Origin of the sequence: Williamsia sterculiae, from assembly GCF_900156495.1 — a bacterium.
Classification (GTDB): domain Bacteria; phylum Actinomycetota; class Actinomycetes; order Mycobacteriales; family Mycobacteriaceae; genus Williamsia_B; species Williamsia_B sterculiae.
Genome location: NZ_FTNT01000014.1, coordinates 41346 through 54680, shown reverse-complemented (window position 1 = coordinate 54680; position 13335 = coordinate 41346). Strand labels below are relative to the sequence as shown.

Here is a 13335-nt window from a genome sequence, read left to right as displayed (position 1 = left end):
GTCACTTCCCGTACTTCGCCGTGTACTCGGCGATCTCGTCGACGTCATCCAGGTTGGTCCAGCTGCGGCGGAGGCCGGCGATCCCGATCAGTTCGAGCAGGTCGTCACCCCAGTGACTGTCGACGGGTTTCGGCGGGAAGTAACCGGCGCGGATCGCGTCGCACACCAGGCGCAGGTCCTCGACGAGGATGTCCTGCACCGCGTCGTCGATCCGGTACCCGACTTCTTCGAAACCGCCCTTGCGGGTGATGAACCAGTAGCGGGTGTCGACGGGCGCACCCAGGTCACGGGCGGCGTGAGCGTAGATCGGGAGCTGGAACTTGGTTCCCTCGTCGGTGGGTGTGCCGGCGGTGATCCCACTGTAGGGAGTGGGTGAGCCGCTCTTGTAGTCGGTGACGCGGACTGCTCCGTCACGGAGGTCGATGCGGTCGACGGATCCTCGTAGAGTGATCGGCGCGCCGGGTAGGAGGAGTTCGAGTGCGTCGAATTTGCGCTCTACGGAGTGGGGTCCCCAGCCGGTGTTGTGGTCAGCGAGGTCGTGGTCGTAGAAGTCTTCGATGTCGGCGCGGATGCGCGCCCGGTCGCGGTCCCACAGCTGGGCTAGCCATCCGGGTGAATCATCGCGCTCGCGAGCAAGTTCCGCGTCGGCCAGCGTCAACAGCCGCTCCAACGAGGGTTCGTCGCCGTCGATCCGTTCCTGGATGTACTTCTCCAGAGTCCGGTGGATCAGGTTGCCGCTGGTGAGTGCGTCGATCTGTGGGTCGGCGTCGGGGTCGGCAAGAACGTCCACACAAAGGACCTTGGTGAGGAACAGTCGGTACGGGCTGGCCACCCAGTCTTGCAGCGTGGTTGCGGCGATGGGCTCGTCGAGGACTCGGATGAGATCGGCGACGGCGGAAACGTTCCCGTTGAAGCGGGTGAACCGGCCGTGAAGACGGTCGCTACGCATGGTCATGCCGAGGGTGACGGTCGGGTCGTCGATGACGCCGCGGCGCTCGTGTGCCGGCACGACGGCGAGTGCGCGCTGGCGCCATTCGGTGGCCGATGCCGCGCTGCATCCAAGACGCGGGTCGATGGACTGCACGGCGGAATCGAACGATTCGACGGTGACGATGGCGTCGACGCCGCGGGTGTCGTCGCCCCAGCTCGTGATGCCGACGGGGTGGCCGGCGAGGTGTTCCAGCGTGGGGAGCAGCCAGCGTGACGGGACCTTCTCGGCGCCTCCGCGGAGGCTGCCGCGGGGGAAGGTGATGACGCGGTGGTGTTCGCCGGCAGCAAGAGTGCGTTCAAATACGGCGCGCTGGTATGCGATGTCGTCGGCGGGCGTGATGCCGGTGACCTCGGGCGGGAGCAGCGGGTTCGGGGTACGGCGTGTGGGAATGATTCCCTCGGCGGCCCCGACGATGATGCTGACGGCAAGGTCGCGTCCGACGCCGTCGCTGAGCGGCCCGATGCTGACGCCGACACCGCGGGTGCCCACGCGACCGATGTGCGACCGGACGCGGGTGTCCACCGCATCAGCGATTCGCCCGGCGGTGGGTGCCGGGGCGATGCCCTCGATCTGGGTGAGGTCGGCGATGAGGGATCGGATGGCCTCTAGATCCCGCACGGCGAGCTCGTCGGTCGGCGGTCGAAACATCGCGTCGATCAGACCGGAGAGCGCTGTGGACGCCTCGGTCCAACTGGCAGCCTGGTGGATCTCCGCGAGGTGATGCCGAAGGTCGGTGACCCATGCGTGGAGAGCTTCTGCGGCGCTCGCGTGACTGCCCTCCACCCGTCCGGGCGCGAGGCGCTCCCAATCGTCGCCGCGAACGATCGGAACCTTCTTGCGCGTCAGCCGTTCGACGAGCGGTTGACCCATCATGCCGTCCGCCAGCGGCGGCTGGGTCAGCGTGCGCTCGGACAGTACGTCAAGGAGTTCCCGGCGCGGGATGTCATCGGGATCGAAGCGGAGCAGGGTACGAAGAGCCCGCGCGACTGGCCGATCGGCGAGCCCCTCCGCATCCGGCCCATTGATGACGACACCAGCGGCCGCGAGGTGCTCATGCAGCAGACGCAGATACGGCTCTGCCGAGCCGTAGTGGATCGCGATGCGATGAGCGGGCGTTCCGTCGGCTAAGTGCTGCCGCACCAGCCGCGCCACCGCCCGCACCTCGTCGTCTGCGTCGGAGGCGTGGATGACTTGCGTGCCGAACTCGGGCGAGGACGCCTCAATGACCGAACCACGCGCGGCCAACGCGTGCACAAGCAGCGCATCACGTGGCGTGCTCGGAGTCGGGCCGTAGACAATCACCTCGCCGAGTTGCTCGAGGTTATCTATCGCGGCCCGGTACGCCTCGGATGGCACGTAGTATTCAGCCGTCAAAGACGCAACCGCAGCGTCGAAGATGCGCAGCACTTCTCCGGCCAACGTGGTGGGTGCCGTCATAGTATTTGTGTTTAGATGGGCGATCTCCCAGCAGGCGGCGGCCAGGGCTTCGGCGGTGATGAGCTGCTCGGCTACCTCGGCGAAGAGTCCAGGGTCGGTAGCGAGGGCGGAATCGACCGTTGCGGCGATTGTGGCGCGGCTCAGTCGAACCCTGGGGGATAGCTTGGCGCCCGCGATTCGCTCAACGAGGCTGCCCAGTGTCTCCACCCGCAGATTGGCCACTCCGCCGCCAAGACTCAGGGCACGGATCACGTCGGCGCGCGACGACGAGTTGGGGACCACTACCGTCAAAGGGACAGCCCATGAGCTGCGACAGCCCGCCACCGTCTGCATCAGCTGGCTGAGGGGCTCGTTGCTCACGAGACAGTCGTATCAGGACACTCAGACAGAATTCTCGGGCATCGTCGCATCAATGCTTGCCGCTCCCACCTGGAGTGATCACCACCGGTGACCAAATGTGGTCGCTGTAATGCGATTTTCCTGTCTCACTCCACCGGTTCCGAACCTTCCAGGGGAACCACATTTGCGTACTTGCGTTCGGAGTCATGGCGATCGTGAGATTAAAGAGAGGTGTGTTCACGTGGATGCGCGGAACGCCGTAAGCACGGCACATCGGGTCTAAGCTCATCCAACCGCAACCGTGGGTGCTCCAGCTCTTCATACAACGCGGATTCGCCGCCGCCTCGGCACTTGTTCGGATATGAATAGCTCGATGAGGCGTAGCGACGCTCTGCCATGCCTCGTCTCGACGCTGACTCGAGGATACACAATAATTGTCAGAGCGTCGTGCAAGAATGCTGTGCAACCAATTCTGCTGGTCGGAGCAACGCCGTGTACAAGTTCCTTGGGATACTCATCCTGGTCGTATTTGTCCTGCTGTTAGCCCTCGTTCTATGTCTGATGGTGATCGGTGCGAGCATGTACCAATCCCAGCTTGCGCGCCGTCTGCGGACGGTGGATTGGCTGCGCCCGTTCCGGGCAAGATTGATCGCGCGCCAGTCCGAGCGGCAACGCCTCAGTGCGGAGCGCGCCGAACAGGAGTTCCGCCGCACGGACCCTCTCGGCGCACTGGCAGCCGACCTGCAACGCAGCCGTCGAGCACGTCAGCAGGCCTGCGACGATATACTGGTGGAGGTCGGTGATGCACTTGGTCAAACGAGCACCGACGTTGACGGCGATCAGTTCATGTTCCGCGCCCTCGACGCGTGGAATGGGCGTGAATTCAGCGAGCGCCCGGTGCGAGATGCGACGTTCATCGAGCGGTACTCGCCAGCGCTTAAACCGCTCGAATGGTTCCGCTCCGAACCGGAACCCTCAACCCCGGAGGTAGAGAGTCACGCGCGGCGACTGTTGATGACCAGCGAGGAGCGGGCGGCCGTCGACGTCATGCGCACCGATCGCACGGGCGCATTGGCCTACGCCGCGGCACGACTCGCGTCGCGAACGTCGTCGTACAACTGCTGGAGCACTGATTTCTTCGACACCTACGGCGTGCGCGTGGACCTGGATGATGAAGTTACGTCGATCTCGCGACGTGCTGCCGATATCGCACACCGCATCGCCGTTCTCGGACCACCACCGGACGGTGAACTACGCGACGATCTTGAGGTCGCCGAAGCGTACTGCTCGAGGGCGCAACTGCTAAACCAACAGCTCGACGTGCACATGGAAAGGTTGATGGCGTTTGCGACGTATGAGCAAGGCGTCGCGCAGGTCGAAATCGGGGTACGCAAGCAGCAACAGCTCCACCGAATAAACGGTGTCGAGGGGCACGAGACCGATGCCGTCACGGTCGACGACCGAATGCGTGCGGAACGCATGAGAATGTCAGCACGGGAGTCCGCGATACTCGCAGAAGGCTACCTAGGAACTATTGAGTTGCAGGTAGCAGAGTTGCAAAGGCTTGCACGCCCCTAGGTGATGCTCGCACGCTGCGCCTCCCTTGTGACGAAAATCATCGCGAACGTTTCATTTCGTGAAAAGATTGTAATCGCATCGGAGGATGCTATTTCTTCAGCCGAGAGTGCCTTCGACAACGAAGAGAGCGGACCAGTTACATGCAGCTGATGTTTCTTCACGGACTCGGCGAAGGCGGGATTGACGACAAGTGGTTCGCTGCGCTGAATGAACAGTTCGCTAAGCACGGGTGGGAACAGCTGGAACGCCGCGCTGTGGTCTCACCGAGGTACGCAGGCGCACTGGCAACCAGTCAGGATGCTGACCTGCCGAAGCCGAAAAGAAAAACGGCACACGACGTCGCGGCAACGGCGGAGTATCAGTGTCGTCAGATCGACGCCGCACGATCCGTTATATCCGAACCTGACACCTGGGTCCCCGGCATCAGTCTCCTCGACGTTGGCATCGGGCATCAGCTTGTCAACTTCGCAGCTCGCAACGGACCAACTGCTGGAGCACGTCGTTTAGTCGGCCAGCTGAACAGATACTGCACTCAGCAGGGTGTCAAGGCTGCTGTTCTGAACACGATCATCGACCAGGTACCGAACAGTGGAGAGGTGGTCCTGGTTGGACACAGCCTAGGGAGTGTGATCCTTATGGACCTCATACCCCTACTGCCACCTGAGCTGAAGATCCGACGGGTCGTCACTATAGGCAGCCCCGCCGACAAGACGCTATTCGCCAAGTCTCGAGAAACACTTGCTGCGCACTTTCCGTACCCACGCATCGGATCGTGGCTCAACTTCTATAGCCTCGGAGACCCGGTCACCTCGAATCGAGGGCTTGCGACTGAACTGTCTCAGGTTCAGGACGTTCGAATCAGGTTTCCCAGCGACGACGAAGCATCGTCCGGCGGGCTTGGTCACGACGCCGCTCGGTACTTCCAGCATCCCGCCGTAGCGCAGGCCATCGCGGCGTCGCTATTCGCCACCAATGATCCGCCGCGCAAGACTTCGCGCGTACGGAGCGCGATGACCGAGGATGTCGCGCGTATGTTGCTTGCCTTGCACTACCGGTACGCCGTCGCCGACCTCCTCGATGGGAACAAGAAAGTGCGGTTTGAGCAGGTGATCGAGTCGCTCCGGAACGACTTCGTTGACTCAATTTTCGCTGAGGACAAGGCCGGCAACCCCCTTCCACGGGAGTTGCATCAACTGGCCGAGGGCAACCTGACCCCAATGCCCAAGTTATGGGATCGCCGAGCCGCAACCGCCGAGCTTACGATCATTGCGCTGTCAAACCTGATAGCTCCGTTCGAAATTGACACGCTCGACGAGCAACTGCAGGCGCTACCCAAGATTGCCTCCGCTCTCAACCTCAGCCCAGACGACGGTGCGACGATCGCCAATGCAATAGCTTCATTCAAGGAGGCTGTACGTACCGAGACCAACCACAAATGGGGTAAGTACGCACTTGGTGCTGCAGGGATCGCGCTCATCGCTGCAGGACCCGTTGGCCTTGCGGCAGCTGCGCCGATGGGCTTGGGTGGCGCGGCAGCGATGACCGGAGGTCTCGCAGCTTTCGGGCCCGGCGGGATGGTCGGAGGGCTAGCGGCTTTTGGTGGACTAGCCGGTTCTGGAGCCGCTATAACCGCGTCTGCTGCGGGAATGTCCAGTCCGAACCAGAAAATGCAAACGACAGAACTCTACTTGAGGTCAGCGGTTGCACACGCCCAGAACGCCCTCGGTGAGGAACACGATGAGCAGTTGCCCGAGGTCCTTGCGGCGTTCGTCAACGACCTTGCCTCGCAACTAAGCAAGACCGAAGCACTTTCCGACAAGAAGTCGGCGAGTATCTCTAGCCTTAGAGACGATCTGGCGCTGGCGGAGCGCCTTCAGGCTCATGTCGAACAGATTAGCGAACAGGACAAGAGGACAAATTCTTGACCAGATGCCTTTCATGTTGAACTGTGACAACTTTGCAACTCGTAAAACGACAAAGTAGCTAAATTTGCAATATGTCTTCGAGTTTCTACACTCGACATCGCATCAAGGAAGCGACGATCAGTGGCGCGGTCTTCGTGTTAGTTGACCTGCATTGAAAGAAAAGTCTCCACCAAACTCCGCAGAAGCTTATTTTTGATCTGCTACAAGTGGATTACCACGTCCTTCAACAGAGAGGCATGGACTGTGACATTGGCAGGGCTAACGCTTCCACATTTGTCTGAGTTCGATCCGCCCGTCGCAGGTGAGGGCAGTCTCGACCCCATGGGCGTCGGCCCTGTGTCGGAGCGTCTGGCCGACCTGCTGGTCCCTGGATTTCGAGCGCGCATGTCTCAGTTCCGCCTATTGACCGCAATCGCAGTCGCCAGTGCCATCTGCGAAGACGTTGACCCTGACCTGTCCGCCGATGGTCGCACGACGCCTCAGATCGCGTTCGAGTGGATGACACTCGAGGCATTCGCCAACCAAGCTGCTGCCGACCACCCGCTTCGAGGCGTGCCAGGACTCCAGAAGGCAAGAGTGACCCGCGGCAGGGGAGAGCGGCTGTCAGCGAACTCGTACCTCAAAGGTCCAAAGGTCTTCGGATTCCATGGTGTGTACAAGCCGCTGGCGACTGAGTTCGGCATCATCGACACCCGTTTCGACGCGGGACCGCTCCGCGACGAGCTGCTCGTGGCCTGGGAGACCGACAACGACTTGGAGGGATTTGTCAGCCGCCAAACAGGCACGTACGGGCAGAAAGTACGAGAACGGCTCACCAATGCTCTACGAAAGTCTCTGAGCAACAAGCACAGCGAACTCCCACCGACTGGCGAAGTGGCAAGATGCATCGCTGGAACCCTCCATCCCGACCTGGCTGGACCGAACGAGAGAGCCGTCCTCAGGACGGCGTTACACGCCGCTTATCCTCTACGCTCCGAGCTCGCCCATCTGATGGCGGACCGGGCTGACTCGGCCCTCTCCGAGAAAGACTTTGTCGAGTGGCTTCTGCCGCAGGCATCGCCTGACCTGCGCCACATCCTGCAAGCTATCGACGCGTACGAACAATTCGCTCGAATCCTCGATGTATCGTTTCGCACGCTGTGCCATGTGTCAGGCAGCATGTCACCGAGCGTCATCACCCCGGACGGCGTCAGCAATCAGCCAAATCTCGTCCGGGCGGCCCTAGAATTGCCCAGTTCTCACCGAGACGCGCTCAGGCGGTTGACCGAGCTCGGAATCGGAGTGCCCGAACTCGAGGGACGATTCGCACCCTTTGCTACAGCGATGGCGCCGCGCGACCTCGTCGTAGTGCTTCTGCAACATCATCAGGCCATCCAGACGGCAAAACCACCCCTCGGGAAGCGCCCCTGGTTCGAGCCGTACAAGGGCGGCGTGACGATTCGTCCCGGATATAAGGAGCGCGCCCTTCCTGCGTATGACGGTTCCTATATCCATCCCGTCCGCATCTTCGCTCTCGCGAGCTTCCTTTGGGGGCTTGAGCCATGACCACTCGCAAGCTGCTCGACAATTGGTCGGCACCGGACGACGCCGGTACGGCTGTCGCTTGCTTGGCCACCACTTTCACATTCGATCCACAATTTTTCACCGACGACTGCTTGAGCCGGTTCCTTGCGCTCACAGCTGTAACCGGCGAAGGAGACAAGGCGTCATCGATCAGTGCAGTGGTCGAAGAGGAGCAACGGTTGGCCGAGGTTGCTGCTATCTCTGTGCTGATCGATCGAGGCACCGCTGCCGACAAGCGCAACCTCCGCTGGGACATTCTGCCGATACCGGTTTCCACTGGGCTGCTGCATGCGAAAGCTGCCGTCCTCATCTGGGAGTACCACTGCCGCATAGTCATAGGTTCGGCCAATCTCACGCCGGCCGGCTACCGGACACAGATCGAATCAGCCGTGGCCTTCGACATCCGCGATGGATGTGAACTCAGCAGCGAACCGCTGCTGGCGATTTCCGATGAATTGTCCAGTTACCTCGATCTGTTGCCAATTGACTCTGGGAAGGCCCGCGACCGCGCGTACGGCACCCTGAGAACCTTGCGTGAACGGATCAATGAGCACGCCCTGCAGTCGGGATCGCATACGATGCGCGTGACCGTCTCGCCGTCCTCGCCGGGAGTCTGCCCACTCGACGCGTTCGACGGCTCGTGGGGAAGCAGGAAACGGCCACTCACTGCAAGTATTCTCTCACCCTTCTGGGACAACCACTCACCCAACGTTACCGATAAGGTTCGCTCCTGCCTCACCGGTATCCCGGCAGCACAGCGCTCGCTCACTGCCGTCATCGGCGAGAACCACGAGGGGGCTTGGCAGGCGCCGACGGCGCTCGCCGACCGTGTTGACCATGTGCGCGCACTCGAACGCACGGACAGCGAACGACGGGCCTTGCATGCGAAAGCCATTCTCTTGGAGAACGACGAGTGGACCAGCGCACTCATTGGCTCATCCAACGCAACCATCGCCGGGCTGGGGTTATCCGACAACCAGGGCCACCGCGAGCTCAACGTGTGGATCGGAGCCCCACGATCATCGCAGGTCGGCAAAGCTCTCCGCGCGTTGGTGCGAGCCGATAAGAACGTTGACCTCACAACCGAGCCAGTGAGCGATGAGAACGACGAAGAGCAGATGCTACCGGCACTTCCCTTGTTCTTTTCCTGGTGCACAATCTTTGTGGAGAAGAGCTCAGCAAGTGTTCGCCTCTCTTTTGCCACTGACCGCGAGAGTACATCGACGTGGGCCGTTCGAGAACCGCAGGGGGCCGTGCTCCTCACCAGCGACCAGTGGCGAGAGCACAAAGATGCACACCTGGTGTTGCCAATCGACCGAAAGGCGATTCCAACGGTGTTCGACGTGACGTGGTCGGACAACGGTAGCCAGGAGATGAGCGGTACCTGGGTGGCCACGATTGACGACACGGCGCATCTACCGGCACCGGATGAGCTCTCGTCGTTGACCGCCGAACACCTACTTCTCGCCCTGAAGTCAACTCAACCCTTCCCCGCCAACGTGGAAGACGCCTGCCGACAGCTCGAACGACAGGCGGCTGTTCAGGACGACAACATTCTCGACCCCCTGCGTTCATTCGACTCGACAAGCCTGCTGATGCATCGCATGCGACGCCATTCCGAGTCACTGTTGGGACTCAAGGGGCGCTTACAGCGACCCACGAAGTCACTTGAGATCCTTGAGAACCGCCTTCAAGGCTTCTTCGGCCCGGTGTCGATAGCACAGCGCATGGTTGACGAGGCACGGGTTGGCGAACGAACCTTCGATTCGGAAACCAGCTTCCTCATAGCGGAGATCGCACTGACCGTCGCGGGAATTGACTGGCACTCCACTGCTGTCGCCTGCGATGTCGTAGGTGTCCGTATGGCCACAGACCGTGCCGTCACAGACCTTGAGGCCCTCAGTCACGACGAGGCCGTCGAACCGTCAGACCCGAGCGTCCGCGCCTACATTGGTCGAGCGTTTGAGCATGCGAGGCAAACATGTGGACTCTGAGTCCCGATATCGACCTATCCAACGACAACATTCCGACAGCAGACGCAGAACGACAGTTGCTGACAGCAAAGGAAATCCTCCACAGACTGAATTCACAAGCCGGCCTTGTTCTCGCCGACGAGGTCGGGATGGGGAAGACGTTCGTGGCACTCGCTGTCGCGGCGTCGGTCGTCCGCTCGACCGACCACGAACGTCCAGTCGTAGTGATGGTTCCGCCCTCCGTGGTGGACAAGTGGCCCAGAGAGTGGAACGTTTTTGCGCGGAACTGCCTCGACGATTCATCCGACATCCGAGTGTCTGGCGCCATTCGCCGAGGTACTGAGTTCCTCAAACTCCTCGATGATCCGCCTGGTCGGCGGAAGCACATCATCTTCTTGACCCATGGTGCACTCAATCGGACCGTCACCGACCCATTTGTTCGCCTCAGCCTGCTGCACCGCGCACTGGGCAAACGCGCTGAGCTGCAGAGGCACAAGAAGCGAATCATCGAAGAGGCTTCGTTCTTGGTCGGCGACCCCCGGTTCGCCGATTCTGAACTCGTCGAGAAGCTCCTGAGCGCCCAAGAGTCGAGATGGATGCAGATCTGGAACAACCATGAGTCGTCCAAGAAGATCGATGACGACCCGGTCCCTGCCGCACTACTCAAAGCCATCGACAGGCGACTCATCAGCGGGTTACAGGAAGCACTGCTTGAACTTCCCATCAATCGTTCCAAGTACTTCAACGAACGTTTGAAGGCCGCCAAGGCGGCGCTCACCGCTGCGATGAAGGATGTGTGGTCGGCAAGCTTGACGCGGCTCGATGAGTCGCTCCCCCTGCTGATCTTGGACGAGGCACACCACGTCAAGAACAACAACAAGACGGCGAGCCTGTTCTCCAACGAGACGGTGGATGCGGAGGTCAACCACGTCGGCCGCGGTGCCCTGGGTGGCATGTTCGGACGAATGTTGTTCTTGACAGCGACACCGTTTCAGCTCGGACACCATGAGTTGCTCAACGTGTTAGGCCGTTTCGACGGAATCCGCTGGGAAACGCAAGAACAGCGCGCCGTGTTCGCTGAGACGCAAGAGAGTCTCAGGACGGCCTTGGACGCGGCCCAGCTCCGCGTTCAGAATTTTCAGAAGCGATGGTCGGCGTTGGACCCCATTGCCGACGCTGCGCTGGCGACCGACGGCAATGTTGCCGATATCGAACCGTTGACACTGTCGCCGACTGCGCAGGCCGCTGTGATAGCTGCCAACGACGCACAGGCGGCCGCAATGTCCGCCCAGCAGTCACTCCGCCCCTGGGTCATCAGGCACGTGAAGCCGAATACCATTGAACGCCGAAAGTATCGACCCGGAGCGTCCGTACTCGGCGGAGGTCTTCCCGACCGCGGCCTTCAGATTGACGGCACGTACGCCCTCCCCTTCTTGCTCAGCGGTCGCGCCGACGCGGTGGCACGGTTGACACGAAACAGCAACGAGTCGACCAGATCTCTGTTCGCTTACGGAATAACCTCATCGTTTGAGGCGTACCGGCGTACCAGGACATCAGGCTCGGCTGCAGTGGACGACTCAGATGAAGACACGACGGTCAGCACCACGCATCCACAGTTGGCGTGGTACCTCGGTCAGATCGACGAGTGCCTTCCTGATCAACCGCAGCTGATGGCCAAGCACCCCAAGATCGCGGCGACGGTGGCAGCGGCGCTCGAGTTGTGGAGCAGGGGGAGCAAGGTCCTCATCTTCTGCTTCTACCGTGAGACTGGTAGGGCTCTGCGACTTCATATTTCCCGAGCTATCGAGGGTCGCACGCGCGATCTTGCCCGAGAGTCACTGAATCTGCCCAACGCCACTGACGATGAGATCGACAGCGAGCTCCATCGCCTCAGCGATCGTTTGTTGCGCAGCGATTCTGCAAGTTTCAGTACAGTACGATCCCACATCCGTTCGTGGACAACTGCTCTTGAAGCGGAAGAGCAAGACCAGCTGGTGGACATCGCCATTCGATTTCTTCGTACAGACTCGTTCTTGGTTCGATTCGTGAAGCCACGACAGAACACGACCGTCGATGATCTCCTCCAAGCGATGGAGCATGCCAACCCCGAAGGCGTGACGCTTCGCGAACGGGTGCAGGCGTTCGCGCAGTTCCTGTCCAAGCGTGAGGTCGAGGACCGCACGCGGATCCTCGGTGTCCTGCAGTCTATGAAAACCGGCGACATCACCGTGGACGACATCGACCCTGCCGAGCACTCACCGCAGAATCAGACCATTGCCCCAAATGTGCGGCTCGCGAACGGCGAGGTCAAACCGGAAACTCGGCAGCGGTTGATGGCAGCTTTCAATTCCCCCTTTTTCCCGGACGTGCTCGTTGCGAGTTCCGTCATGGCCGAGGGGGTTGACCTCCACACTGCTTGTCGCCACGTGATCCATCATGATCTCGACTGGAACCCGGCCACATTGGAGCAACGCACCGGGCGGCTCGATCGCATTGGGTCAGCAGCCTTGTTGGAGAAGCAACCGGTGGTCGTCTACGAGCCATACCTCGGCGGCACGCATGACGAGAAGATGTTTCGAGTGGTCAAGGAGCGCGAGCGCTGGTTCGGCGTTGTCATGGGCGATACACGAACCAGTGGTGAACCAACAGATCACTTGCCGTTACCCGCGACTCTCGCGGCCAGGCTCACGATGGATCTCGCTGTCCACGACGTGACAGAGTCGGCCGAACGAGGTGAGGGTCACTGATGGCTGCGTCGTGGACGCTTCCGGAGCCCTTGCTGCCCGGTCACGAACCCGCGGCGGTTGACCTGCTGCAGAGATATTTTGGAACCGTGTCCAACGGTGATCCTGCATACACCGGGTCCCGCTTCGAGCGTTTCGCCAGGGGTGGCGATCTCCCGGAGATCAAGAATCAGATCGTGCCCTCTGATCTGGTGTCGGTGACCTTACTGAGTGTGAAGGTCCCCGGATCGGCGGCCCTGCGACTGCTTGGTGATCATCCGACCGAGCACCCACAGAAAATCAGCCTTCTCCTCGAAAAGCTGCCCACCAACGTCGAACTAGTCAGCGCGACCGATGAGCATCTCGTCGACGCAAATGAGCTGTGGCAAAGAGTGCGACGCGGCTGCAAGGTTGGCCCGACCACCACCAGCAAACTTCTTGCCCGCAAGAGACCGCACCTCCTGCCCGTGATCGATAGCGTGGTTTCTACCGAGCTGAATCACAACAACAGACGGCTTGACTTCTACCGAGAAATGCGCCGCATCCTCAACGCCGATGATCGCGCTCTTTATCGCCGCCTGCAACAGATGCGCGGCGCGGCTGGTGTCGGCGACGACATCAGCATCATCCGCGTATTCGACGTAGTCGTATGGATGTATGGAAGTGACCAACAGCGTCCGCGTGTCCCTAGGACTCCAGCTCAGACCACACATGATGATCAAGGAGCCCGATCCCGCTAGACTAGCCGCCGTAATCCGCTACGGCCCGACAGACGCGTCTATACGACAAGGCTCCAACCCGTGCGG

7 protein-coding genes are annotated in these 13335 nt (G+C 60.9%); 6 read left to right on the top strand and 1 reads right to left on the bottom strand.

The annotated features are described in order from the left end of the window. Position 1: 1 nt before the first annotated feature. The gene (locus BW971_RS19075; protein WP_083710402.1) at positions 2-2788 is read right to left on the bottom strand and encodes a PD-(D/E)XK nuclease family protein; all 2787 of its coding nucleotides are present in this window, start codon (positions 2786-2788) and stop codon (positions 2-4) included. Positions 2789-3259: 471 nt separating this feature from the next. Here BW971_RS19075 and BW971_RS19070 point away from each other — a divergent pair, with 471 nt between their 5' ends. From BW971_RS19070 to BW971_RS20940, 6 genes are all read left to right on the top strand, one after another. Then, positions 3260-4345, top strand: a complete 1086-nt coding sequence (locus tag BW971_RS19070) for a hypothetical protein (protein ID WP_076482670.1) — start codon at positions 3260-3262, stop codon at positions 4343-4345. Between the two features lie 140 nt (positions 4346-4485). Further along, on the top strand, positions 4486-6270 hold the full coding sequence (locus BW971_RS19065; protein ID WP_076482669.1) for an RBBP9/YdeN family alpha/beta hydrolase: 1785 nt from the start codon (positions 4486-4488) through the stop codon (positions 6268-6270). Between the two features lie 321 nt (positions 6271-6591). Beyond that, positions 6592-7815 carry a hypothetical protein gene (locus tag BW971_RS19060; protein ID WP_076482668.1) on the top strand — a complete coding sequence of 408 codons (1224 nt, stop codon included), beginning with the start codon at positions 6592-6594 and terminating at the stop codon, positions 7813-7815. Then, positions 7812-9827 (top strand): phospholipase D-like domain-containing protein, encoded by a 2016-nt coding sequence (locus BW971_RS19055; protein ID WP_076482667.1) that lies wholly within the window; start codon positions 7812-7814, stop codon positions 9825-9827. The genes BW971_RS19060 and BW971_RS19055 overlap by 4 nt, the downstream gene beginning before the upstream one ends. Continuing rightward, complete coding sequence (locus BW971_RS19050) at positions 9815-12553, top strand: helicase-related protein (protein WP_076482666.1); 2739 nt, start codon at positions 9815-9817, stop codon at positions 12551-12553. The genes BW971_RS19055 and BW971_RS19050 overlap by 13 nt, the downstream gene beginning before the upstream one ends. After that, entirely contained in the window at positions 12553-13269 is a 717-nt protein-coding gene (locus BW971_RS20940) for a DUF6308 family protein (protein WP_200799475.1), read from the top strand. The genes BW971_RS19050 and BW971_RS20940 overlap by 1 nt, the downstream gene beginning before the upstream one ends. The last annotated feature ends 66 nt before the right edge of the window (positions 13270-13335 follow it).